Consider the following 26669-nt stretch of genomic DNA (forward strand, 5'->3'; position numbering starts at 1 on the left):
TTAGAATTATTTTGTTACAAAATCTTTAAACTAAAATTCAGCATTTTGTGGTGTTCTAGGGAACGGAATAACATCTCTTATATTACCCATACCTGTGGCAAACATAACGAGACGCTCAAAGCCTAGTCCGAAACCAGAATGTACTGCGGTGCCATACTTACGCAAGTCTAAGTACCACCACAATTCAGATTCGTCAATATCAAGAGCAGCCATTTTTTCTTTAAGGACGTCTAAACGCTCTTCACGTTGAGAACCACCCACTATTTCGCCAATACCTGGGAATAAAATATCCATAGCTCTAACGGTTTTGCCATCTTCATTTAATCGCATGTAAAAGGCTTTAATATTTGCAGGATAATCAAATAATATAACAGGACATTTAAAGTGTTTTTCTACTAAAAATCGTTCGTGTTCACTTTGTAAATCAGATCCCCATTCCTTGATTATATATTTGAATTTCTTTTTCTTGTTTGGGGTACTATTTCTTAAAATGTCAATGGCCTCAGTGTAACTTACACGTTTAAAGTTATTATCAATAACAAAGTTTAGTTTTTCAATTAAACTCATGCCACTACGTTCAGCCTGTGGTTTTGTTTTTTCTTCATCTAACAATCTTTTTTCTAAAAATTCTAAATCTTCTCGATTGTTATCTAAAATGTATTTTAATATGAACTTCATAAAGTCTTCGGCCAAATCCATATTACCCGCTAAGTCCATAAAAGCAACTTCAGGTTCAATCATCCAAAACTCAGCTAAATGTCTTGAAGTGTTTGAGTTTTCAGCTCTAAATGTAGGGCCAAAGGTATAAACTTTACCAAGCGACATGGCATAGGTTTCTGCTTCTAATTGACCTGAAACCGTTAAGTTGGTTTCTTTTCCAAAGAAATCTTTTGAAAAATCAACGTTACCATCTTCTTTCAGTGGCGGATTTTTTGCATCTAAACTACTTACTCTAAACATTTCGCCCGCACCTTCTGCATCATTGCCAGTGATAACAGGAGTATGCATATAATAAAAACCATTTTCGTTAAAATATTTATGAATAGCAAAAGACAATGCAGAACGTAACCTCATTACAGCACTAAAGGTGTTCGTTCTTGTCCGCAAATGCGCATTTTCTCTTAAAAACTCAAACGAGTGTTTTTTAGGTTGAATGGGAAAGGTTTCAGGATCAGAATCGCCTAAAATTTTAATAGAGCTAACAACTATTTCAACATTTTGACCTTTACCTTGGCTTTCAACTAATTCACCTTTAATGTGAACTGATGCACCTGTAGTAATACGTTTTAATGTAGCTTCATCAGTATTCTCAAAATCAACAACACATTGTATGTTATTTATTGTTGAACCATCATTTAATGCAATAAATCGATTTGCTCTAAAGGTTCTTACCCAACCTTTAATTTCTACTTCAGGAAGGATCGCGTTGTTTGATAATAATTCTGAAATGCTATGTGATATCATTGATGTTATATTTTAAAGTGCAAATATAAAGTTTTCAGTTAGCAAATATCAAATTCCAAATTCCAAAATCATTTTTAAAAATTAAAAATCTTCATCCTCTGTGTCTTCATCAGGAATAATATTGATGGAAGGTTCTCTTAAAACTTTTTTATTAGCAATACTGCGCTCTAAAGAGAGTAATAATGACGGCAGTAAAATTAAGTTTGAAAGCATTGCAAATAGCAAGGTTATAGACACCAAAGCGCCTAACGCTACCGTGCCTCCAAAGCTTGATATGGTGAATACTGAAAACCCGAAAAACAGAACAATGGAGGTGTAAAACATACTAACCCCAGTTTCGCGTAATGCGGCATATACAGATTTTTTAATTCTCCAGTGATTGGCTTGTAACTCTTGCCTGTATTTAGCTAAAAAGTGAATGGTGTCATCCACCGAAATTCCAAATGCAATACTAAATACTAAAATGGTTGATGGTTTTATAGGAACTCCAAAATACCCCATTAATCCAGCTGTAATTAAAAGAGGCAGTAAGTTTGGAATAAGAGATACAACAATCATTTTAAAGGATCTAAACATATAGGCCATAAATAGCGATATTAAAAATATGGCTAGTGTTAAGGATATGGCTAAGTTTTTTACTAAATATGTTGTTCCTTTTTGAAATACTAATGCTTTTCCTGTTATAGTGACATTATATTGATCTTTAGGAAACACATTTTTTATTTTATTCTCTAAATTATCTTCAATATGTTCCATTTTATCAGTACCAATATCTTTCATAAAAGTCGTGATACGGGCATATTGTCCGGTACTGTCAACAAAGTTTTTAAACAAATCAACATTAGAGGTGGAATTTTTAGCGTAGGATAAAATAAAACTATTTTCTTGAGACGTTGGTAATTGATAATGCTTAGGATTTCCGTTATAGTAAGCTTGTTTGGAATACTTCACTAAACTAACAATAGAAATAGGTCTGGATAATTCAGGTGTTTCTTCAATTACTTTCTCAAGTTCATCCATCCGCTTTAAGGTAGATAGTTTCATCACACCTTTTTTACGCTTGGTATCTACCATAATTTCTAACGGCATGATACCATTAAACTCTTTTTCAAAAAACTTGATATCTTTATAAAAATCAGTATTCTTGGGCATGTCTTCAATGAGGCTACCAGAAATTTTAATTTGATAAATTCCAATAAAACTTATGATAAGTAAACCTACTGCTGTTGCATAAATAGTAATACGCTTTTGTTTTACCATACGTTCTATCCAACTAACAAAATAGGTAACCCAACGTCTGTTTAAGTGTTCTAAGTGACGTTCTTTAGGGTAGGGTAGAAACGAATATAAAATAGGAATTATAAGGATGCACAGAATAAAAATGGACAAAATACTTAATGAAGCAACTATACCAAACTGCCTTAAAAGTTGACTTTGAGTAAAAATAAATGTTGCAAAACCAGAAGCCGTTGTAACATTGGTCATTAATGTGGCATTTCCAATTTTTGTAATAACGCGCTGTAACGATTTTACTTTATTACCATGAAGTTTAACTTCGTTTTGATACTTGTTAATTAAAAAGATGCAGTTTGGAATTCCTATAACAATAATTAGTGGAGGAATAAGAGCTGTTAAAACGGTAATTTCATAATTTAATAAGCCTAGTATTCCAAAGGTCCACATAACCCCAGTACACACAACGATAAGCGAAATTATGGTAGCTCTAAACGATCTAAAAAAGAAAAAGAAAATAAGCGACGTAACAAGCAAAGCGGCTCCAATAAACAAACCTATTTCATCAACAATATTTTGAGCATTTAACGTACGTATATAGGGCATGCCAGAAACCCTGACATTTAAATTGGTTGCTTTTTCAAAGGCATCAATTTTTGGTTGTAACACATCAAGAACAAAATCCTTTCTCGCCGCTGTGTTAACAATATCTTTTTTAAGATAAATAGCAGTACGAATTGTTTTAGTATTCTTATTAAATAAAAAATTATCATAAAACGGATACTTATGAAAAAGGTCAACTTCAAGCTTATCAATTTGTTTTAATGAAGTAACAGAATCTTTTATAAAAGGCTCTAAATCGAACTTTTGAAGAGTCGTATTTTTTACAAGCTTTTGAAGATCTTTAATAGATAAAACCGTTTCTACTTCTTTATATTTTTTAAAACTATCTGATAAGTCATTCCAAGCATTTAACTTATCAACAGTAAAAAGTGTAGAATCTTTTACCCCAAGCACAATCAAATTGCCCTCTTCTCCAAACTTGTCTAAAAAGTTATTATAAACAATATTAGCTTCATGATCATCAGGCAACAAGTTAGCTTCTGTATAGGTAAACCGCATGTTTTTCCACTGAAAACTTAAGATTACAGTTACACTGATAATAGCTAAAAGTATTACGATTTTATTCCGTAAAATAAGCCTCGCGATGATGTCCCAAAAATCTTTTGTAAAAAGTTTAAACATGTTTTTATTAAAAGTTGGGCAAAGGTAGAAAAAACAATGAATTAGATGTGTTTATAAGATTATAATGTTACGTTAAATGTAAATTTAACAGCAATATTATCATCAATATTAGGAAGATGATATGCACCATATCGGTATGTAAAACTTAATCCAAAACCAAATAACAATTTATTAATTTCAAATCCAGATTCCGTATACCCATGTTTTAAAGACTTGAAACTTACATTTTGATGTCTTTCTATATGCGCTATGTCTCCAATGGCATATCTAGAAATTAAAACAAATTGTGGTTTAAAACGCTTTGAAATAATAAACGGTTTAAAATAATGCTTAAATTGAAAAGTTGTAAACTTATCTGAAAAAAATTCATTAAAGTACATCGTTTCAAAGCTATTAAGACCAGCAACTGAAAACCGCTGCATAATGGTCGCTTTATTTATGTTATTTGGATAGGCGTGGTACAGATGAGTGAGTGGGGTTTCACCATTAGTGACTCCAGAAACGACGGTGATTTCAGTTTTAGAGTCATTATGATAATCTATTTCATGAATAATTCTAAAATCAAGTTTTGAAAAGTTAAAATCACTTTTTTCAAAGTTCTTAAAACTTTTGGTGTATTGTAAGGTGAATTTTGGGTAACCGCTTTTAGTTTCTACATACTTATTATCTATTAATTGATAATGACTAAAGGGACTCCATTGTAACGATGTTTTGAACGTACTTATATGAAAGGTGGTATAGCTATTGCCATCTAGTAAAAAGGTGTAATCATACGTTGGAACTATATAACTCCATGCAAGTTGAGTTTCAGTTTGTAATTCCGGACTAAGTTGATGTTCTATAGAAATTGCTCTTGTGGTATGTTTGTGGAATAAACTAATGTTTAATAAACGGGGTTCAAAAAATTGAAAAAAGCGTTTATCTGTTAAAAAGGTTGAACTACCAGATTCTTGTAAATCATCAGTATACGATGCATTTAGCCACGTATTTGTTTTTTCATTTAGTCTTAAACCAGTACCAAAACTATATTTAAACCTATGGTCTCTAAAACCATAAACTACATACGTGTTTAATCGCAATTTTTCTGAAAAGTTATCATTGGTAATACCGCCTAGCCCCGTCCTTAGTGCTTCATACTGATTGTATTTTATAAGGTATCTTAAATCGAAATTGAAATATTTGGTAGGGAAATATCCATTACCTAATTGTTTTAAAAACGCACTTTTATTGATTGTGTCTTGCTCAGTATTATGTGTGTTTTCTGAATTAGATTGAGCCTTTAGCACACAGGTAAATAACACAATAATAAGAAAGGTGCTTAGTTTAGACATCAATACAAGAAAGTTAGTGTTAAAAAAAAGCGACATTTAAGTCGCTTCTCAAATTATACGGTCATGATTTCTCTCTCCTTAACTTCAAGGAAATCATCAATTTTTTTAACATACTTATCGGTCATATTCTGTATGTCAATTTCTGCATTTTTTTTAAGATCCTCAGAAATATCCTCAGATTTTTTAATCTCATTGTTAGCCTCCTTACGAGCACTTCTAACACCAATTTTTGCATCTTCAGCTTCTGCTTTAGCTTGTTTAGCTAAAGTTTTACGACGTTCTTCGGTTAATGGTGGCACATTAATAATAATAGTCTCACCGTTATTCATTGGGTTAAAACCAATATTTGCATAGGCAATACCTCGTTCAATTTCTTGAAGCATATTTTTTTCCCATGGTTGTACTGTAATGGTTCTACCATCAGGAGTATTAACATTTGCTACTTGACTCAAAGGTGTTTGAGAACCATAATAGTCTACCATAACGCTACCAAGCATTGCAGGACTAGCTTTACCAGCTCTGATGTTAACAAATTGTTTTTCTAAATGCTTAAGAGCATTATCCATGGCCTCTTTGGCTGTGTCTAATATGAATTGCACGTCTTCATTCATGATTATAAAACTTTTATTTTAAATTAATTCAAAAATAAGGGTTTTAGAAATTCACCTCTGTACCAATATTTTCTCCTGAAACTACTTTTAATAAATTACCTTTTTTATTCATATCAAACACAATGATTGGCAAATCATTTTCTTGACTCAAGGTAAAGGCTGTTGTATCCATAACTTTGAGCCCTTTTCTTATCACATCATCAAAAGAGATATTATCAAATTTAACGGCTTTGGAGTCTTTTTCTGGATCTACATTGTAAATACCATCTACTCGAGTTCCTTTTAAAATAACATCTGCTTCAATTTCTATAGCTCTTAAAACAGCTGCAGAATCAGTTGTAAAATAAGGATTTCCTGTTCCTCCACCAAAAATAACAACACGCCCTTTTTCTAAATGGCGCATGGCTCGTCTTCTAATAAAAGGTTCGGCAACTTCGTTAATTTTTATAGCAGATTGCAAGCGTGTTGGAATACCAGCATCTTCTAAAGCACTCTGCAGCGCTAAGCCATTTATAACTGTTGCAAGCATTCCCATATGATCGCCTTGTACTCGATCCATGCCATTAGTTGCACCTGCTACGCCTCTAAAAATATTTCCACCACCTATTACGATAGCAACTTGAACACCTTTGTCTGTTATTGTTTTAATGTCGTGCGCGTATTCGGCTAAACGCTCTGGATCTATACCATATTGGCGATTTCCCATTAGGGCCTCACCTGATAATTTAAGTAGGATTCTTTTGTACTTCATAATATGCTTAAAGTTTAACAAAACTACATTTTTTTTTGGTTTTTTGAGTGTATATAAAAGACCTAATTTTGATCGAATTCATTTTTTGGATTTTTTAATAACTAATTTATTTTTTTAGTATTTATAAAAAATGAATCTTCTTTTTTTTGGTGTTTAATTCTTGGACTTAAATTTGATATCGAATTAATGACTTTCAAATAGTACAAATATTAATCAAGTTCTGGAGAAAATAAAACTAAAAAAGCCATTATATTTTTAAAAATATAATGGCTTTTTTATGGTGTAAGTTAAAAATAAGTTTATCCTACAGTAGCTCTTTTAAAGCCTATAACTTCAACGTCTCCGTATGATGCTACGTATTTAGCAACGCTTATTTTCTCATCTTTAATAAAGTTTTGATCTAATAAACATTGTTCTTGGTCTAGCGTTGTATTATCAGAAATAAAACGTTCCATTTTTCCTGGTAAAATTCTATCCCAAATTTGTTCTGGTTTTCCTTCAGCTTTTAATTCAGCTTTAGCATCTTCTTCAGCTTGAGCCAAAACTTCTGGAGTTATTTGTGCCATAGAAATATATTTAGGCACATTTTTAAGTGTTTTGCCTAAACGTCCTAGTTCAATATTGTCTTTTTCAATCACCGCAATTCTAGCTTCAGTTTCTGAAGCAACAAATGCGGGGTCAAAATCTTTATAAGATAATGTGGTAGCCCCCATAGAAGCTACTTGCATTGCAACATCTTTAACTAAGATTTCTGCCTTATCTACTTTAGCAGATAAACCAACTAATGCAGCAATTTTGTTAATATGAACATATTGTCCAACGTAAGGAGCTTCTAACTTCTCAAATGCTGTAATGTCTAATTTTTCACCGATAACACCAGTTTGTTCAGTTAATTTTTCGGCAACTGTCATGCCACCAAAATCTGCTGCTAAAAATTCTTCTTTAGTAGCACAGTTTAAAGCAACTTCACCTAGTTGGTTAGCTAAGGTAACAAAGTTTTCATTTTTACCAACAAAATCAGTTTCGCAACCTAAAACTATAGCAACACCTGCTGTTTCGTCTGCATTGATTTTAGCAATAGCAGCTCCTTCAGAAGAATCTCTGTCGGCTCTTTTTTCAGCTACTTTTTGTCCTTTTTTACGTAAAACCGCAATAGCTTTATCAAAATCTCCACCAGCTTCAACTAAAGCTTTTTTACAATCCATCATTCCTGCACCAGTTGCTTGTCTTAGTTTATTTACTTCTGCTGCTGTAACTTTTACTGTAGATTCCATATATTTTAAATTTAAAAAGTCGCTCAATTGATTTCTGTTAAGAAAATAATTAAACGACTTATGTATGCTTTATTAGTTTTTAATTATTCTTCTTCGTCAGCTACAACTTTTTTAGCTTTAGCTTTTGGAGTTGCTTTTTCAACTGTTTCATCGGCTACTTTTTCAGTAGTTTCTTTTTTAGCAGTTTTTTTAGTTGCAACTTCTTCGTTTTCATCTGAACCTTCGGCAGAAGCATCTTTTTCTGCTTTACGCTCTAACAAGCCTTCACTAATAGATGTTGTAACGTAAGTTAAAATTTTATCGATAGATTTAGAAGCGTCATCATTTGCAGGGATTACATAATCAACTTGACGTGGATCTGAGTTGGTATCTACCATTGCAAAAATTGGAATGTTTAATTTTTGAGCTTCTTTAATCGCGATGTGCTCACGTTTAATATCAACAACAAACAAAGCACCTGGTAAACGAGTCATGTCACTAATAGATCCTAAGTTTTTCTCTAACTTAGCTCTTAAACGGTCAACTTGTAAACGTTCTTTTTTAGAAAGCGTCATAAACGTTCCGTCTTTCTTCATTCTATCAATAGAAGCCATTTTTTTAACGGCTTTTCTAATAGTTACAAAGTTAGTTAACATACCACCTGGCCATCTTTCTGTGATGTAAGGCATGTTGATAGCTCCCGCTTTTTCAGCAACAATATCTTTTGCTTGTTTTTTTGTAGCAACAAATAAGATTTTACGACCAGAGTTAGCAATTTTGCTAAGTGCTGCTCCTGCTTCTTCTATTTTAGCTGCTGTTTTGTAAAGGTTAATAATATGGATACCGTTGCGCTCCATATATACGTAAGGAGCCATGTTTGGATCCCACTTACGTGTTAGGTGACCGAAGTGTACACCTGCTTCAAGTAATTCTTTTACTTCTACTGCCATTTTGTAATAGTTTACGTTCTGTTGAATTAGCAATGTTCCATTGGGCTTTTAGCGTTGTGCTTTGGCTGTTGGCTTCATTTAGATGCTAAACTAAATCCTGTTTTTACACTAGGACAACAATAACTTGTTTATAATTTTAAGCTGAAATTTTTTCAGCTTCTTTTGATTTTATGATTGAATATGTTTGAGGTAACTGATAAACAGATACTGAAACAAGTTCAGCATTAACGTTTAGAGAATTGGAATTTCTTACGCGCTTTTTTCTGTCCGAATTTTTTACGCTCAACCATTCTTGGATCTCTTGTTAATAAACCTTCTGGTTTAAGTGTTAATCTGTTTTCAGCATCAACCTCACACATTGCGCGAGAAAGGGCTAAACGAACAGCTTCTGCTTGTCCAGTAATACCACCTCCATATACATTTACTGTAATATCAAAGTTGTCGTCATTGTTAGTCAAAACTAAAGGTTGCTTTACTTTGTACTGTAAGGTAGCTGTAGTAAAGTAATTAGCTAAGTCTTTTTTATTAATTGTAATGTTGCCTTTTCCTGGAGCAACATAAGCACGAGCAACAGCCGTCTTTCTACGGCCAATTTTGTGAATTACATCCATTTATTTGAATTCGTTTAAGTTAATTGTTTCTGGTTTTTGCGCCGCATGAGCATGCTCTGAACCAACAACAACTGTTAGGTTACGGAATAAATCTGCACCTAATTTGTTTTTAGGTAACATTCCTTTAACTGATTTTTCCACTACTCTTGCAGGATCTTTTCCAAACAATTCTGTAGCAGTTAAACTTCTCTGACCTCCAGGATAACCTGTGTGACGAATGTACGTTTTGTCGTTCCATTTGTTACCAGATAAACTGATTTTTTCTGAGTTGATAACAATAACGTTATCACCACAATCAACATGAGGTGTGAAGTTTGGCTTGTGTTTACCTCTTAATAGTTTTGCAACTTTAGAAGCTAAACGACCAAGCGCTTGACCTTCAGCATCAACTAAAACCCACTGTTTATTTACAGTAGCTTTATTTGCTGAAATCGTTTTGTAGCTTAATGTGTCCACACTTATTATTTTTTCTAATTAAACATTCCTCTCTCAAAAAGAGTTTGCAAATTTACGATAATCTATTTGATTACCAAATAGTATGCTGTAATTTTTATTTGTAATTGCCAGAGGTAAAAAGGTAGGATTTAAAGTTTAAGAAAAGAGTAGGGATTAAACATTTAAAATATTATCACTTATTGATGTTTTCTTGCTATCATTATGGTATGAGTTTCCGTCGTTTTATCTGTTTTGTGAAAGTTTTTATGATATAACTTTATGATAGTAAAATGGTTTGTTTCAAGTATGTTCTTAAAAAAGTCTAAACCATGGTAATAAAAGAAGACTCGGTCTCCAGAACTGCCAATTTGATACGCTGAATCTTCATAAATTCCTTCAACAAAGCTTATGTATAGTATGCCCGAAGAAGATAGTAATTTATGGCAATCTTGTATTAGTTTTGAACCATCTATTTGAGACAAATAAGACACACAAAATCCTGCTAGAATTCCGTTAAAATTTTGTCTAATGGTAGTTATGTTTCTGATATCTAAAACTTTAAATATACCATTCGGGTTATTTTTCTTGGCTAGCTTAATCATATTAGGAGCAATGTCTATTGCGGTAAGCTTAAAATCAGGACGTTTCCCTAATACGTATTTTGTAATGTTGCCAGGACCACATCCAATCTCTAAAATTTCAGGGTTGTTAGTTGGTATTTGCTCAGTAAAAAAGTCATAAGTATCATTATACAAGTCTAAGTCCATAAATTTATCTTCATAAATTGATGCCACTTTATTCCAAGTCCGAAATGTCTCTTTGTATGTTTCCAATTCTTTTTTAATGATTTAAATCATTAATTAACCAATAATTTATCAGTCATAATTCATGGCTAAAAGGTCTGGATTCTCATCATGAATTTTTAAAATTAATTCTCCAAATAAGGTGTTAGCCCAGGCAAACCAAGTCCTGTTAAAATCATAAGGATTATCTTTATGAAATGCTTCATGCATAAAACCGGTGTCTGCATGTGTAGTTTTTAGAAATTTTAAACACTGTATTATTTCATTTTTGTCAATAGATGTCATCGCTCTAAGAATAATTCCCATAGGCCATATTTTTTCTTTTCCAGTATGCGGACTTGCTTGTCCTTCAGCGCTGCTTCCTTTAATATAATAAGGGTTGGAATCACTCACCAAAAAGGCTCTGGTGTTTTTATAAATAACGTCTGTAGGTTTGTGAGCTCCTAAATAAGCTAAAGACATAAGCGAGGGCACATTAGCATCATCCATAAACACTTTGTTGCCAAAGCCATCGACCTCATAGGCGTATATGGTTCCAAATGTTTTATGTTCAGAAGTGGCGTATTTTTTAATAGCATCGTCAACTTCTGTTACAAAAGCACTGCACTCTTGAGCAAACGAGTTGTCTTTTAAAACCGTTTTATAAAGATCTGATAAATGATTAAGTGAACGTATCGCAAAAATATTTGAGGGTATTAAATAAGGATATAGTGTTGCATCATCTGAGGGTCTGAACATCGAACAAATTAGTCCTGTTGGTTTTATAGGTCTTCCTGTGCCCTCAAAAACTGGCGCATCAATCATTGCATTTGTTTTTCTAACAAACCGATATGGAGAGGTGCCATTTTTACGTTGCTCTGTCCTGAGTGTTTTTACAATTAACCTCATTGCTTTATCCCAATTTTCATCAAAAACAGTATTGTCACCAGACAGTTCAAAATATCTATAAGATAGCCTGATAACATAACATAGCGAGTCAATTTCCCATTTACGCTCATGAACTCCAGGAACTGGTTTAGGGCTATCATCATTCCATTCAGATACTTTTGTTAAATCCTTATAAAAAGCATTCGCATAAGGATCTGTAAGCACACATTTAACCTGTCTGTTAATTAATCCATGAATGAGATTTCTCAGTTTTTCATCTTTTTTAAGTAGGGGCATATAAGGCCATACTTGTGCCGTAGAATCTCTTAACCACATGGCGTCAATATCGCCGGTAATAATAAAGGTATCAGGTTTGCCATCTATAATTTCATAATCAACTGTGGTATCCAAAGTATTTGGGTAGCAGTTCTCAAACATCCATGCAAGTTCCTTGTCGATGATTAAAGGTTTAATGGTTGAAATTGTTTTTTCAACTTCGTCACTTGTAAAGGTTCTTTTGCTGAAAGGAGGTCTTTTTGAGATATAATCCTTTTCTGAGTTAGAAAGATTTGAAGCAAATAGATTAACAGGGTTAATTGCTAATCCTCCAAGCACAAGGCTGTTATTTAAAATAAATTTTCTTCTATTCATGTTTGTTGATGAAATTTAGAACTCGTTGAAACCAAGGTTGTTTTTTACTAAAAGTTGCTGTTTTTAATGATTTTAAGGAGTCTTCATATCCTTTTTTCATTAGATTTTCAACTTGATCCGTATCAGATCTGTTAAATGATGATAAATCGGGCTGAATAAGTAAATCTGCATTTTTTGTTTGAATTTTATCAGATTGCATCATGATAAAATGAAAGCTATTTAAAATAACATCAAGAATGTTATTTGGTTTTTTACAGTTGTGATTGGCATTTAAATCAACACCAATAATGAATTTAGCGCCCATATTTTTCACGGTAGCAATCGGTACGTTTTCAACAATACCCCCATCAATAAGCATTTTGTTGTCAATTTTAACGGGGGCAAATATTCCAGGAATGCTGGTACTTGCCATAACCGCTTTGGCAACAGGACCATTTTTAAAAACTACTTTCTCTCCAGTTGCGGCATCCGTTGCAACGATGGCCAGAGGGATGTTGGCGTCTTCAATATTCTTATCTCCAATATGTTTTATGATGAGCTTGCCTAATTTTTTATTTGAAAGTAAGCCGTATCGCGATAGTGATATGTTTGAAATATCTATCCACGATAATTCAGAAGCGATGTCTTCTATTTCTTTACAGTTTTTTCCAAATGCGTAAAAAGTAGCAACAAAAGCTCCTATGCTAGTTCCTGAAATGTAATCAATTTTAAGGTCAATTTCATCTATAACTTTTAACACCCCAATATGGGCTGCACCTAATACAGCGCCTCCACCAAGTGCTAATCCTATGTTTTTGGATTTCATTTTTTATTGAATAGTTTTTTTAATGTGCTTCCAACCAATTGTTACCAGTACCTAAATCAACATCTAATGGAACATCTAGTTTATAGGCATTTTCCATTTCTGTCTTAACCAATGTTTTTATAGTTTCTAATTCAGGTTTATAAACATCAAACACCAACTCATCATGAACTTGTAATAACATTTTTGTTTTATAATTACCTTCCTGAAGTTTGTTATAAATGTTAATCATGGCAATTTTAATAATATCTGCGGCACTTCCTTGAATAGGCGCATTAACGGCGTTACGTTCGGCAGCTCCTCTAACCACTGCATTTCTTGAATTAATATCTTTTAAATAACGACGTCTGCCTAAAACGGTTTGTACATACCCATGATCGCGAGCAAAATCTATTTGTGTACTTATATAAGCGCGCAGTTTTGGATACGTAGCATAATAGGTATCTATAAGGTCCTTAGATTCACTGCGAGTTAAATCGGTTTGATTGCTAAGTCCAAAAGCCGACACGCCATAAATAATACCAAAGTTGACGGTTTTAGCGTTGCTACGTTGTTCGCGAGTCACCTCTTCTAGCGGTACATTAAAAACTTTTGAAGCGGTTGAAGCATGAATATCTTCGCCATTTTTAAACGCTTTAATCATCGTTTCTTCCTCACTTAAAGCAGCTATAATTCGTAATTCTATTTGAGAATAATCGGCAGCCAACAAGGTGTAATTCTCATCTCTAGGAACGAAGGCTTTTCTAACTTGTCTTCCACGTTCAGTACGAATTGGAATATTTTGCAAATTAGGGTTATTACTACTCAAACGTCCAGTAGCAGCGACGGTTTGCATATAATCAGTATGGACACGTCCTGTTGTAGGTTCTACCTGATTTGGTAATGCATCTACATAGGTACTTTTTAATTTAGCCAACCCGCGATATTCTAATATATGTTTAATAATGTCATGGTCTTTAGCTAAATAGCTTAAAATATCTTCGGACGTAGCATACTGTCCTGTTTTGGTTTTTTTGGGTTTATCAACCAATTTAAGTTTGTCAAATAAAATATCGCCCAATTGTTTAGGTGATGCAATATTGAATTCTTCACCAGCTTGAGTGAAAATTTGAGATTCTAAAGATTGTATGTCTGCATTAAGTTGTTCAGATAAAGAATTTAAGAATTTTTCATCTAAATTAATGCCTTCTAATTCCATCGCAGCCAGCACACGCAGTAATGGAATTTCAATATCATCAAATAACTTTTGTGTATTGGCTTCTCCTAATTCTTTTTCAAAATGTTCTTTAAGTTGAAGAGTGATATCGGCATCTTCAACAGCGTATTCGGTTAGTTTTTCTAATGAAACGTCTCGCATGGAGAGCTGGTTTTTACCTTTTTTTCCAATAAGTGTTTCAATAGAAATTGGAGAATAGTTTAAATAGGTTTCAGCTAACACATCCATATTATGACGCATATCTGGATTGATAAGGTAATGCGCTAACATGGTATCGAATAATTTTCCTTTGACGGTGATGTTGTATTTGGCGAGAACTTTAATATCGTATTTTAAATTCTGACCTATTTTCTGAATGGTATCACTCTCAAAAAACGGACGTAATTGTTCTATAAGAGCTTGCGCTTCGTCTTTGTCTTCTGGGAATGGTAGATAAAAGCCTTTACCAACTTCCCACGAAAAAGACATGCCAACTAATTGGGCTGTCAAAGGATTTAAGCCTGTAGTTTCGGTATCAAAACACACACTCGTCTGATTCATTAAATTTTTAATGAATAGTTTGGTTGCCATACCAGAAGCCACGCTTTGGTAAAAATGAGAGGTTGTTTCAGCCGTTTTTCTTGAGCTGTACTCCTCAGTTTCTTGTGTGTCATCAGGACTTCCAAATAACGAAAATTGGCCGGCTCCTGCATTGGGGGACGTTTTTTTAATGTCTTTAGCTAAAGACTCTTTGGTACTCGCTGTTCCTTCGGAAGATTCAACCGTGTTTGTTTCAGGAGCAACTGCAAAAGTTTTTTGAAAATTGGTTAGCAGTTGTCTAAACTCTAGCTCTTCAAAAATATCAGTCACTTTTGGAATATCTGGTTGGTCTAATTCAAAATCTTTAGCATCAAATGTCACTGGAACGTCTAGCATAATGGTTGCTAGCTTTTTTGAAAGCATGCCTAGTTCTTTAGCACCTTCAATTTTCTCTTTCATTTTACCTTTAAGCTCATGGGTGTTGGCTAAAAGGTTTTCCATACTTCCGTATTGTGCTAAAAATTTCTTAGCTGTTTTTTCACCTACACCAGGCAATCCTGGAATATTATCACTGGAGTCGCCCATCATACCAAGAAAGTCAATGACTTGTAACGGGTCTGTGACTTCAAATTTTTTCTGAACTTCAGGGATTCCCCACGTTTCGTAACCACCGCCAAATACAGGGCGATACATAAAAATATTTTCAGAAACTAATTGAGCAAAATCCTTATCGGGTGTTACCATAAAAGTTTTATAGCCTTCTTTTTCAGCTTGTTTGGAGAGTGTTCCTATCACATCATCGGCTTCAAAACCTTCTTTAACCATAATGGGAATATGCATCGCTTTTAAAATATCGTGAATATAAGGAATGGCTATTTTAATGGCTTCTGGTGTTTCGTCTCTATTGGCTTTGTAGGCTTCAAATATTTCAACACGATCGGCACTTCCACCTTTATCAAAACAAACAGCTAAATGGTCTGGACGCTCACGTTTTATAACATCTAATAAGGAGTTCATAAACCCCATAATAGCTGAGGTATCGGTTCCTTTAGAATTAATTCTGGGGTTTTTTATAAAGGCATAATACCCTCTAAAAATTAAGGCGTAAGCATCTACTAAAAAAAGACGTTTTTGTTCAGACATTATTAACTATTTAAGTTTGTTTTTACAAAGAGAAAACTAAAATAGTAAGATAAGAATAATTAACTAGTAAATTTTTACGAATATTAGTAGTTTTATATGAAATGGTAGTAAATGTTTCTATAGTTTTATGCGATAACCTCTTTATAAATTATATTTATGATTGTTGAAATTTGTGCAAGCTCATTTACGTCTGCTTATAATGCAGAACAAGCTGGAGCGCATCGTATTGAATTATGCAGCGAATTAGCTGTTGGCGGTATAACGCCTTCTTATGGATTGATTAAACAAGTTTCAGAAGTCTTGTCTATTCCATTTTTTGTTTTAATTAGACCAAGAAGTGGTGATTTTACCTATTCAAATGAAGAGTTTGAAATCATGAAAAAAGATATTAAACTGTCTAAAGAATTAGGTTGTGCAGGCATTGTTTCGGGTATTTTAAATTCAGATTTTTCAATAGACGTTGTACGAACACAAGAGCTTTTAGAACTTTCAAAACCCTTACCTTTTGTGTTTCACCGTGCTTTTGACTGGGTTCCAGATACACATAAAGCACTAAATTCTTTAATAGATATGGGTGTGCATCGTGTATTAACTTCTGGTCAGGAAGCCACAGCCTTAAAAGGATTAATAAATTTAAAAAAATTACAAGAGCAGTCGAACGGAGGTATTACCATATTGCCAGGTGGCGGTATTACGCTTGAAAATGCCTTGACCTTTAAAGACGCTGGTTTTAAAGAAATACATTGTTCTCTTTCCAAATTTAATCGAACAATCAGTTCTCCAAACATACCAATGAATAGTAAAGCGCATTTCGATGAAACAAAAATTGCCATGTCTGACACTGATAAAATAAAAGCACTTTTACGGTTGCTAAATTAAGTTTTTTTGCTTTTTAACGGATATTTTAAGACATTTTAGAACCTAAAACCGTATTTCATCGAAAAAAAGTTTCTTTTTAACGAATTTTTTCTTTAATTTTGTTATTACTTTCGAAGTGAAAACAACTTCTAGAGCGTATTTAATAATCAACTCAACCAATAAATTAATACGTTCTTACAAACACATTACCACGATTTTTATGTGGTAATACATTCACTGTATTCCATAAATTTTAAGATTTAATATTCATTGTACATGTGTTATGGGATATACTTATTATTAATTTAAAAGTAATTATTATGAAAACCTCAAAATTTCCAGTAATTAGCTTACTAATATTGCTATGTGCATTTTTTACGTTACCTATAAATGCACAAGTAGGGATTGGTACTACCAATCCAGATGATTCATCTATGTTAGATATTGATGTATCTACATTAGATGCAAATGCAAAAAAAGGGATTTTAATTCCAAGAATGAATACAACTGACAGAACTGCAATCTCAAGTCCTGCAAATGGTCTTTTGGTATATGATACCACTACCGAAAGTCTTTGGTTTTATAATGGAACTGCTACAACACCTGCATGGCAGGAGTTATCTGCCAGTTCAATTTCAGATACAGATGGTGACACCAAAATTGAAGTAGAAAAAGTTACAGATACCGACCCAAATGGCGATGAAATAAATTTTACAACTCGTAATGCTGAACGGATGAAAATTGGTAATGATGGAGTTACAGAAATTGGAACTCCAGGTTCTAATTATACAAAAATAGAAAGCGATGGCTCCCTAAGTTATGAGGGTACAGCTACACGATATGATGATTTGAAAGTGCCAATTACCTCAACAAATAAAGATGGTTCAAAGCCACCAGCATATTATTGGTATCAAGATACAAGTGGCGGTGGTTGGGGAAGTCAAGGTGTTTTTGCAGCTTGGTTTGATCAAAGTACTGAAGAGGAAGTTTATTTTATGGTGCAAATGCCACATGGTTGGAAAGAAGGAAGCGATATTTATCCGCATGTTCATTGGTCAACAAAATACGATATGGGCTCTACAAAAGTGCAATGGGGTTTAGAGTACACATGGGCAAATGTAGGCGATGACGTCGGCATAACTCGAATGATAACTGGTAATACACCCATTACTGATTGTATGCCGGCAACTGCCTTTAAGCATTTACTAACGCCTTTACCTACCATGGATGGTTCAGGAAAAACTTTATCTAGCATGATTATTTGTAGATTGTACAGAGATGCCGATGCTGGTAGTGCTGATGATTTTGCACATGATGCCGGTTTATTTGAAATAGATTTCCATTACCAAATAGATAGTGATGGTAGTAGAACAGAATATACGAAATAATATTATTATGAAAACCTCAAATTTTCGAGTAATTAGTTTACTCATGTTACTCAGCACCTTGTTTTCTTTGCAAGTAAATGCCCAAGTAGGGATTGGTACTACCAATCCAGATGATTCATCAATGTTAGATATTGACGTGTCCGCTTTAACAGGCACTAAAAAAGGGGTTTTAATCCCAAGAATGACGACAACAGAAAGAAACGCAATTGTATCACCAGCAAGTAGTTTGTTAGTGTTTGATACCACTAGCAATAGTTATTGGTTCAATAATGGAGATGCAACGACACCAGTTTGGAAAGAGTTGGTCTCTGGTAGTTCAATTGTTGATGCCAATGGTGACACCAAGATTGAAGTAGAAAAAACTTCAAATGAAGATAAAATACATTTTTCAACCGCAAATGCCGCTGGAGATGCCTCGATAGAACGAATGAATATAGATAATACTGGTAAAATTCTTATGGGAACTGACCTTTCCGCTCAAGCCACAACCTTTTTTGAAATTGGTGCAGATGGTACTATAAAATTAGGAAATAAAGGGTCTTCAACCCTCACAGGAGGAAATGATCTAGGCCCAGAATCGGATGTTACTACAGCTCAAAATTATACTAAGATAACAGCAGATGGTTCTTTAAGTTATGTAGGAAATGCAACGCGATGGGATGATTTAAAAATTCCTATGAATGCAACAAACAGAGGGAGTAGTAATCAGCCAGAATGGTTAATGTGGAGAAACAATAATGGTTCGCAAGGCGTTTGGTTATGGTCTTTTTCAGACGGTATTGAAGAAGAATTATATTTTGTAGTGCAAATGCCACATGGTTGGAAACAAGGATCCGATATATATCCTCATGTGCATTGGACTACACAATCAGGTAAAGCTGGTAATGTCACGTGGGCATTAGAATATACATGGTCAAATGTAGGGGTTCCTTTTACAGCACCTGTAATTATTTCTTCAAGTACAATTACTAAAGGAAATGCAACGGTTCCATATAATCACAACCTTACAAGTTTACCGGTTATTTCTGCCTTCGACAAAACTTTATCAAGTATTCTTGTATGTAGGTTTTTCAGAAAAGGAAATGACGGAGGGGATACTATGTCGGGAGAGGTTCAAGTGTTTGAAATAGATTTTCACTATCAAATAGATAGTGATGGCAGTAACCAAGAATTTGAAAAAACCCTTGATACTCCTTAATACATTAAAAATAGTACTAATTCCACACATATCCTAAAACAAGTGATACCTTATCTAATTTGTTTTTTTTGAGGTTTACAGTTAGATAATTCCAAGCCCCCAAAGTCACTTTTTCTTAAATAGCAAATTAAATTGTGTGTGGAATTTATAAAGAGGCTATCTGTAAAGTAGATAGCCTTTTTTTTTATGAGTGCCTTCCTAAATAAATTGTTAATCTTACATTAAAAAATAGGTATTTATATTGTTAACTTTTTAACTTTGGTAAAAATTGCCTATGTCTCGTTTTTTTGTGGCGCTTATTATAGCTTCATTATTGTTCTGTTTAGTAGAGTTTTATGCGTTTCAAGCATTAAGAACCATTACTAAAAACAGGTATATAAAGCTAGTATGGATTCTTGTTGCCGTAGCTATTTATCTCAATTTATTTTATACCCTTTATTCTACGCCTCGAAGTGCAGGGCAAACATTACGGTTTCAAATGGCAACAGGTTTGTTATTAACCCTGCTCATTCCTAAACTATTTATTGTATTAGTTATGTTTGGAGAAGATGTGGTAAGAGGTGTTTACAAACTCATATCGTATGTGTCTCCTGGAAAAACTCAAGCTATACCTAGCAGACGTCTATTTGTTTCTAAATTGGCTTTAGGTCTTGCTGCGATTCCGCTTGCATCCTTTATTTATGGCATTATTCAAGGGCGCTACAATTATAAAGTTTTAAAATATCAATTGTCTTTTGAAGATTTACCCGATGCTTTTGATGGGTTTACGATAACGCAAATCTCCGATATTCATTCAGGCAGTTTCACCAACAAGGAAAAAATTCAATATGGCATAGATTTAATTAAAGAACAACAATCAGATTTATTATTATTTACAGGTGATATCGTTAATAATAAAGCTGATGAAATGGATAATTGGATAGACGTTTTTAATGATTTTGAAGCACCTTACGGCAAGTTTTCTACATTAGGAAACCATGATTATGGTGATTATGTTCAATGGAACTCAGATGAAGATAAAGCAAAAAACTTTCAAGCCGTTAAAGATATTCACCCTAAAATAGGATTTGATTTATTACTGAATGAAAATAGATATATTGAAAAAGACGGACAACGAATTGCACTAATAGGCGTTGAAAATTGGGGGAAAGGCTTTAATCAAGCTGGAGATTTACAAAAAGCATCTGAAGGACTCAATAAGGATGATTTTAAAATTTTAATGTCTCACGATCCGTCGCATTGGGAATATAAAGTAAAGCATGATGATTTTAATTATCACTTAACTCTAAGTGGTCATACGCACGGATTGCAAATGGGAATAGAGATTCCAGGGTTTTTTAGATGGAGCCCCTCTCAATATGTATATAAGCAGTGGGCAGGTTTGTATACTGAATTTGGTAGATTTATAAATGTTAACAGAGGCTTTGGATATCATGCATTTCCGGGACGTGTGGGTATATGGCCAGAGATAACAGTTATAGAACTTAAAAAAGGAACAAGTACTGCTTAATTGTGAGTATGTGTTGGAAATATATAGAAATTATGTATTTTTATAGTTATAGATTTGATAAATGCATTATAAAATAGTGTGATTATTCATAATATTAAAAAAATACGTAGGTTTGTATAAGTACATTTGACTAATAAACAATTACATATGTCAAAATTTGGGGAACTAATAGATATAGACATTCCAGTGTTGTTAGATTTTTTTACCGAATGGAATGAGCAATCTACGGCAATGCATCCGGTTTTAAGAGATGTGGCGGCAGCACTTGGCGACAAGGCTAAAGTGATAAAGATTGATGTAGAAAAGAACCAAGAATTAGCTGAAGCACTACGAGTAAAAGGCTTGCCAACATTAATTATTTACAAAAATGGTGAAATGAAATGGCGACAAAGTGGAGAGCAAGATGCTAATACCCTGATAGGTATTATTAAACAATATCTTTAATTGTATTTAAGAGATTTAAAAGAATAACCTAAATTACTGTAGTACTCTAATACTTTAGGTAGTGCAAACATCATATTTTTTGAAGCTTTGATGCTATCGTGAAACACGACTATACTTCCATTAACCGCATTGTTTTTGACGTTTTCAAAGCAGGTCTCTTCAGGAATATCTTTGTCCCAATCAAACGAAATAACATCCCACATAATTATTTTATAACCTGAAGCTATTAATTCTTTTGCTTGTTTAGATTTTATTTGCCCGTAAGGTGGACGGAATAAATGACCCTGTTGCTGAGTTTGTGTTGAGGTATAAGAGTTGATTAATACCTGAGTCCTATCAACCTCTTTACAATAATTTGCCGTATTTGTTTTCCAACCTTTCGCATGGTTGTAGGTGTGATTTCCTATAGCATGGCCTTGTTTAAGTATCTGCTGAAAGATGTCGGGATGTTTTTCAATATTATTGCCAATACAAAAAAAGGTAGCTTTTGCTTTATATGTTTTTAAAATATTTAAGGTCCATTCTGTAATGTCCGGAGTTGGGCCATCATCAAATGTTAAATAAATCACTTTTTCATTAGTAGCCACATCCCAAATATAGTTTGGGAACGTTTTTTTAACCACCCATGGGGTTTTTACAGGCACTAACGTCATATGTGTTTTATTCGATATGCTTTTTTTAAGCAAATATGTTATTGCCCGTTATCAGGCATTATACTGGTATCGGGCATAATGCTATTGGTATCTGTTGGGATGTCACTATCAGGTTTTACTTCATCTTCTCCACTATCATAAAAGTGTTTAAACAGTCTTAAATAATTATTAAATACCTCACTTTCTGATCTGGCAAAATCTGTATCGTATTGAATCAAAACATCAACCAAGCTTTTATAACGTTGTATGTCAGTATAAATATCTTCAAACAAACGCTCTTGATTTTCTTTTGTCAAGCCACTATAATAGGTTAAATTTTCTTGATATTTTTTAGCAACCTCTTTGTACAAGTTCTCAGCTTTTTCTTTGGCACCAACCTCATAATAGCCGCTTATAAAAGGTTCTAATAGTGTATAATATCCAAAATAATCAACAGGCATGTTTTTCATGGCGATGTCAGCAACATTTTCAGCTTTATCAAACTTCTTTTCATTGATTAATTGTTCCATCAAGCGTGCTAAATTTCCTCTGTAAGAAATAGAGTTTTTACGTGTTTCTGTATCGTGATAAATATCTTTTCCACTATTTCCCCAATCCCAATGAATCACTTTGTCATACATTAAGTCGGAGTCTACACGTCCCATATCAAAAGGATTGGCTTTGTCAACAGGAGTTTTTATAGGGACTAATTTATAGCACATACCATCTAACTGCAAGTAGTCTTTCATCCAAAGATAATCATCATCTCCAAAGCTACCACCCGTAAAATATATAGGTCGTTTCCAGTCGTTATTGGCAACAAGATCGAGCATAAGTAATCTGTTTTTATAAAGGGCACCATCTTTAATCTTTATAATGATATCAGGAACAATTTTGTCGGCATCCTTGGGTTTTACAATCCCATATTTTAAGGCATTTTCCTTATTTACAGGTAGTCGTAAATACTCGGTAGGCAAATAGTTGGCATTTAAATCTTGACTTCTTATGCCACTAATATCAACACCTTGTTGCTGTAGCACATATTTATATTTTGTTCTAGGGTTATCACTTGCGATAAAATCTAATACTTGCTTAATATCTAATGTGTCATTGATAACTTTTTCTTTCATGACATAATCATTAGTTCCGTATTTATATTTGTCATGTGTTAATTGTGATGGAATAGGATCACTATCATAAGCTTTTCGTTTCATTTGATCGATATACCAATCTGTTTGAAATAAACTCGTATTAACCACTCTTACATCGGTTCTGTAATGTTCAATTTCTTGTTCATACCAAAGCGCAAACGTATCATTATCTCCAATAGAAAACAAAATAGCATCTTTACCACAAGAATCTAAGTACATTTTAGCCATTGATTTGGTAGTGTATTTATCAGATCTATCATGATCATCCCAGTTATTGGCAGCTAAAATTCCAGGAACTAGAGCTAAGCAAATAACAGTTATTCCAGGCGCTAAAAATTTTGAGGATGTGTATTTTTTTAAACCATCAAAAATAGCATATACACCAAAGCCTATCCAAAGTGCAAATACATAAAATGATCCTACAACAGAGTAATCTCTTTCCCTAGGTTCAAAAGGGCGTACATTGGTGTAAAATTGTATGGCAACTCCTGTAAACAGGAAAAATACCAGCATCGTCCAAAATAATTTTTTGTCTTTGTTAAAGAGGAAGAATAATCCAATTAAACCAAGAATAAGAGGTAAAAAGTAGTAGGTGTTTCTCCCTTTATTATTTTTTACATCACTCGGCAAATTGTCTTGAGATAGCCCTAAATGCCATTCGTCAATAGGTTTTATACCACTAATCCAATTACCATGATTGTCATATCTACCTTGAATATCATCTTGTTTTCCTACAAAATTCCACATAAAATAACGCCAATACATATAACCTAACTGAAACTCTAGCATATAGGCAATATTACTTGCTAGCGAAGGTTTTTCAACGTCAATAAAGCTTTTGTAGCGTTTTAAGAAATTGTTATAATCGTCATAATCTACATTGCCTTTGGCGACTTCATTTTTAAATTTTGAAACGGAATTACGAAGGTCGTTATCCATTTGATAATCAGGCTTTAGTTTAAAATCTAAAAATCCTGAAAACATCATATAATTTGCCGCATGCTCTGCGCTCCACATTCTCGGAAGAATAGCTGCATGCTTATGGTTGTAATTTTGTTTGGCATCTTTATAATCGTTTACAATAACATATTTACCTTTCTGTTCGTCTTTTTCATATTTTGGTTTATCATCAACATATGGGTTCTCATCGTCAAGATAAGCGTATTGGTCTGTAAATAAGGGGCCATAAAACAAATGGGTTTCAGGGTACTGTTCTAAATTATAGTAAGCCAATAATTCTCTGGCACTAGATGGGTTGTTTTCATTAATAACCACGTTAGCATTAGAACGAATTGGTAAAAGTAACCAGGATGAAAACCCTATAATGATAAAAGTTATACAAAGAATCCCTGTGTTGAGGTGTATATAATTTTTTTTGCGAGTATAGCGTAATCCATAATAAATAACTGCTACTAAAAGGAATCCAGCTATGATGGATCCAGAGTTAAAAGGAAGTCCTATGGAGTTGACAAAAAAGATTTCAAAGTCACTAAAAAATCTAAGTATATTAGGAGCTAATAGTTTAAAAACAAACAATAGAACAGCTACAGATACCAAATTAGCTATAATAAAATTTTTAACCGTAACAGTTTTATAATTTTTAAAAAAGTAAATAAGCCCAATGGATGGAATGGTTAATAATCCCATAAAATGAACCCCAAAGGATAACCCAATGATAAAAGAAATTAAAATAAGCCAACGGTTTCCTCGTGGCTTATCCATGTCTTGTTCCCAGCGTAAAGCAGACCAAAAGAGTATAGCCATAATTAAGGTGGCCATAGCATATACTTCGGCTTCAGCAGCGTTAAACCAAAAGGAATCGGTAAACGTAAAAGCTAAACTACCAACCAAACCACTACCAAGAATAGCGATGGCTTTTCGTGTATTGATATCTTTTTTATGAAGAAGGAGTTTCTTTAATAGTAAGGTAATAGTCCAAAACATAAACATGATTGTAAAAGCACTAGCCAGAGCACTCCCCAAATTCATCATATACGCTATATTTGAGGGTTTAAACGCAAACATAGAGAAAAAAGCTCCGAACATTTGAAATAACGGTGCTCCAGGAGGGTGGCCAACCTGAAGTTTTGAAGAGGTTGCAATAAATTCTCCGCAGTCCCAGAAACTTACAGTAGGTTCAACAGTTGAACCATATACAATAAAAGCTATTAAAAAAGTAAACCACCCAATTAAGGTGTTCCATTTTTTAAAGTTGAAATTTGTCATTTGTTGTCAGGTTTATTTACAATGGCGAATTTAATAATAAATATGAAATGAGTTGTTAGTATTTAGTTTGTGTTAACATAATTGGTTCATAATAATGGCTTATAGGCTAAAAACAACTCATTTTGAGTAACAATTAACCTAAGAATATTAAAAGAAAACGGAAAGTATCTTATATTATTTTTAAAAAAATACTTGTGCAAATAAAACTTTGTGCTAAATTTGCACCCTCAATTACACATTGGCCTATGGTGTAACTGGCAACACGTCTGGTTTTGGTCCAGAAGAGTCTAGGTTCGAGCCCTAGTAGGCCAACATAATTGCAAATCCTAATCATTAATTTGGTTGGGATTTTTTCTTTTGTATTAAAATAGAATTAGGTTGATAATTTTATGCCGATGGCAGTTAAAAGAAATCCTAGTGAGTCAATAGGTACAAAACCCCTAGCCAATAATTGGTTAGGGGTTTTATTTTATAAAAAGTAATACGAATATGTATTATTTAATTTTAAAGGTGATTACAGGGCGCTTTGCATGGTTTACTAAATCTTCACTAATGCTACCATTAAAAAAGTGTGATAAACCTTGTCTTCCATGAGTACACATACCAATTAAATCTGCTGACGTTGAATGACAATAATTAATAATTCCTTTTTCAATAGAGATATCATTATAAATATTACTGGTAAAGTTTTCAAAACCTAAAGATTTTGCAAACTCTTGCATACGGGTTGTCGCGTTATTAGTTGTTATAAAATTATTAGCAGTATTAACCATAAGAAGATGAATTTTAGCATCTAATAACTTAGCAAAGCGTATTGCTTGTTCAAAAGGTGGTTTACACTCATCTTTAAAGTCTGAAGCAAATACAAACTGGTCAATATTAAAAACAGGATGTTCTTTTTTAATAACTAAAACAGGTACATCAGAGGTGCGTACTACTTTTTCAGTATTAGAGCCTATAAGCATTTCTTTAAACCCATTAACGCCATGCGACCCCATGATTATTAAATCAATATTTTCCTTTTTGCAAAGTTGATAAACAGCTTTGAAAGTTTCGTCAAATTCAACAACCTCATGAACGTTGATGCCTTTTAAATATTCTTTTGCAAGTAATGTTTCAAAATGTTTGTGAGCCAGTTTCATAAAATACATGGCTTCTGGTAGGTTTTGTTGAGAGCTTAAGGGATCAACTTTATTCAGAGGCATTTCTAAAGTATGAATTAAAAAAAGCTCACATTTTTGTTTCTTAGCTAATTGGGCAGCTACCTTTAATGCATTTTCAGCTTGTTCGGAAAAATCTGTTGGGACTAGTATTTTTTTCATATTTCATGTTATATTTCATTCATAAATTTATGAAATTTACTTTAGAAATCAATTA

At 33.4% G+C, this 26669-nt stretch carries 21 protein-coding genes and 1 tRNA gene; 6 read left to right on the forward strand and 16 right to left on the reverse strand.

The window, feature by feature from the left end; genetic code table 11:
* Positions 1 to 30: 30 nt before the first annotated feature.
* From asnS to polA, 13 genes are all read right to left on the reverse strand, one after another.
* Entirely contained in the window at positions 31 to 1464 is a 1434-nt protein-coding gene (gene asnS, locus G5V56_RS05660) for an asparagine--tRNA ligase (RefSeq protein ID WP_166962739.1), read from the reverse strand.
* Positions 1465 to 1545: 81 nt separating this feature from the next.
* Positions 1546 to 3942 carry an efflux RND transporter permease subunit gene (locus G5V56_RS05665; RefSeq protein WP_166962741.1) on the reverse strand — a complete coding sequence of 799 codons (2397 nt, stop codon included), beginning with the start codon at positions 3940 to 3942 and terminating at the stop codon, positions 1546 to 1548.
* Between the two features lie 59 nt (positions 3943 to 4001).
* The gene (locus G5V56_RS05670) at positions 4002 to 5273 is read right to left on the reverse strand and encodes a hypothetical protein (RefSeq protein ID WP_166962743.1); all 1272 of its coding nucleotides are present in this window, start codon (positions 5271 to 5273) and stop codon (positions 4002 to 4004) included.
* 53 nt (positions 5274 to 5326) lie between these two features.
* Complete coding sequence (gene frr, locus G5V56_RS05675) at positions 5327 to 5884, reverse strand: ribosome recycling factor (protein WP_166962745.1); 558 nt, start codon at positions 5882 to 5884, stop codon at positions 5327 to 5329.
* 43 nt (positions 5885 to 5927) lie between these two features.
* Positions 5928 to 6635 carry a UMP kinase gene (gene pyrH / locus G5V56_RS05680; RefSeq protein ID WP_166962747.1) on the reverse strand — a complete coding sequence of 236 codons (708 nt, stop codon included), beginning with the start codon at positions 6633 to 6635 and terminating at the stop codon, positions 5928 to 5930.
* 299 nt (positions 6636 to 6934) lie between these two features.
* Complete coding sequence (gene tsf, locus G5V56_RS05685; protein ID WP_166962749.1) at positions 6935 to 7909, reverse strand: translation elongation factor Ts; 975 nt, start codon at positions 7907 to 7909, stop codon at positions 6935 to 6937.
* A gap of 83 nt (positions 7910 to 7992) precedes the next feature.
* The gene (gene rpsB, locus G5V56_RS05690) at positions 7993 to 8838 is read right to left on the reverse strand and encodes a 30S ribosomal protein S2 (protein ID WP_166962751.1); all 846 of its coding nucleotides are present in this window, start codon (positions 8836 to 8838) and stop codon (positions 7993 to 7995) included.
* A gap of 224 nt (positions 8839 to 9062) precedes the next feature.
* The gene (gene rpsI, locus G5V56_RS05695) at positions 9063 to 9449 is read right to left on the reverse strand and encodes a 30S ribosomal protein S9 (protein ID WP_166962753.1); all 387 of its coding nucleotides are present in this window, start codon (positions 9447 to 9449) and stop codon (positions 9063 to 9065) included.
* Complete coding sequence (gene rplM, locus G5V56_RS05700) at positions 9450 to 9905, reverse strand: 50S ribosomal protein L13 (protein WP_166962755.1); 456 nt, start codon at positions 9903 to 9905, stop codon at positions 9450 to 9452.
* Positions 9906 to 10081: 176 nt separating this feature from the next.
* On the reverse strand, positions 10082 to 10717 hold the full coding sequence (locus G5V56_RS05705; RefSeq protein WP_166962757.1) for a class I SAM-dependent methyltransferase: 636 nt from the start codon (positions 10715 to 10717) through the stop codon (positions 10082 to 10084).
* Between the two features lie 42 nt (positions 10718 to 10759).
* Entirely contained in the window at positions 10760 to 12205 is a 1446-nt protein-coding gene (locus G5V56_RS05710) for a glycoside hydrolase family 125 protein (protein WP_166962760.1), read from the reverse strand.
* On the reverse strand, positions 12198 to 13010 hold the full coding sequence (locus G5V56_RS05715; protein ID WP_166962762.1) for a patatin-like phospholipase family protein: 813 nt from the start codon (positions 13008 to 13010) through the stop codon (positions 12198 to 12200). The genes G5V56_RS05710 and G5V56_RS05715 overlap by 8 nt, the downstream gene beginning before the upstream one ends.
* 19 nt (positions 13011 to 13029) lie before the next feature.
* Positions 13030 to 15885: a DNA polymerase I gene (gene polA, locus G5V56_RS05720; RefSeq protein ID WP_166962764.1), complete on the reverse strand. Its 2856-nt coding sequence runs from the start codon at positions 15883 to 15885 to the stop codon at positions 13030 to 13032.
* 156 nt (positions 15886 to 16041) lie between these two features.
* Here polA and G5V56_RS05725 point away from each other — a divergent pair, with 156 nt between their 5' ends.
* The 5 genes from G5V56_RS05725 (at position 16042) to G5V56_RS05745 (ending at position 21283) form a co-directional block, all read left to right on the forward strand.
* Positions 16042 to 16764 carry a copper homeostasis protein CutC gene (locus G5V56_RS05725; RefSeq protein ID WP_166962766.1) on the forward strand — a complete coding sequence of 241 codons (723 nt, stop codon included), beginning with the start codon at positions 16042 to 16044 and terminating at the stop codon, positions 16762 to 16764.
* 299 nt (positions 16765 to 17063) lie between these two features.
* Positions 17064 to 18131 (forward strand): hypothetical protein, encoded by a 1068-nt coding sequence (locus G5V56_RS05730; protein ID WP_166962768.1) that lies wholly within the window; start codon positions 17064 to 17066, stop codon positions 18129 to 18131.
* Positions 18132 to 18138: 7 nt separating this feature from the next.
* Positions 18139 to 19329 carry a hypothetical protein gene (locus G5V56_RS05735; RefSeq protein WP_166962770.1) on the forward strand — a complete coding sequence of 397 codons (1191 nt, stop codon included), beginning with the start codon at positions 18139 to 18141 and terminating at the stop codon, positions 19327 to 19329.
* A gap of 274 nt (positions 19330 to 19603) precedes the next feature.
* Positions 19604 to 20839 carry a metallophosphoesterase gene (locus tag G5V56_RS05740; protein ID WP_166962772.1) on the forward strand — a complete coding sequence of 412 codons (1236 nt, stop codon included), beginning with the start codon at positions 19604 to 19606 and terminating at the stop codon, positions 20837 to 20839.
* A gap of 147 nt (positions 20840 to 20986) precedes the next feature.
* The gene (locus G5V56_RS05745) at positions 20987 to 21283 is read left to right on the forward strand and encodes a thioredoxin family protein (protein WP_166962774.1); all 297 of its coding nucleotides are present in this window, start codon (positions 20987 to 20989) and stop codon (positions 21281 to 21283) included.
* On the opposite strand, the gene G5V56_RS05750 is transcribed toward G5V56_RS05745, so the two are convergent.
* Both G5V56_RS05750 and G5V56_RS05755 read right to left on the reverse strand, forming a co-directional pair.
* Positions 21280 to 21936: a polysaccharide deacetylase family protein gene (locus G5V56_RS05750; RefSeq protein WP_166962776.1), complete on the reverse strand. Its 657-nt coding sequence runs from the start codon at positions 21934 to 21936 to the stop codon at positions 21280 to 21282. The genes G5V56_RS05745 and G5V56_RS05750 overlap by 4 nt on opposite strands.
* Before the next feature lie 38 nt (positions 21937 to 21974).
* Positions 21975 to 25292 (reverse strand): glycosyltransferase family 117 protein, encoded by a 3318-nt coding sequence (locus G5V56_RS05755; RefSeq protein ID WP_166962778.1) that lies wholly within the window; start codon positions 25290 to 25292, stop codon positions 21975 to 21977.
* A gap of 239 nt (positions 25293 to 25531) precedes the next feature.
* On the opposite strand from G5V56_RS05755, the gene G5V56_RS05760 reads away from it, so the two are divergent.
* Positions 25532 to 25604 (forward strand) — tRNA-Gln (locus G5V56_RS05760).
* 182 nt (positions 25605 to 25786) lie between these two features.
* Here the strand turns inward: G5V56_RS05760 and G5V56_RS05765 are convergent.
* Positions 25787 to 26614 carry a universal stress protein gene (locus tag G5V56_RS05765; RefSeq protein WP_166962780.1) on the reverse strand — a complete coding sequence of 276 codons (828 nt, stop codon included), beginning with the start codon at positions 26612 to 26614 and terminating at the stop codon, positions 25787 to 25789.
* Positions 26615 to 26669: the final 55 nt, after the last annotated feature.

It is taken from the genome of Yeosuana marina (assembly GCF_011762485.1).
Classification (GTDB): domain Bacteria; phylum Bacteroidota; class Bacteroidia; order Flavobacteriales; family Flavobacteriaceae; genus Yeosuana; species Yeosuana marina.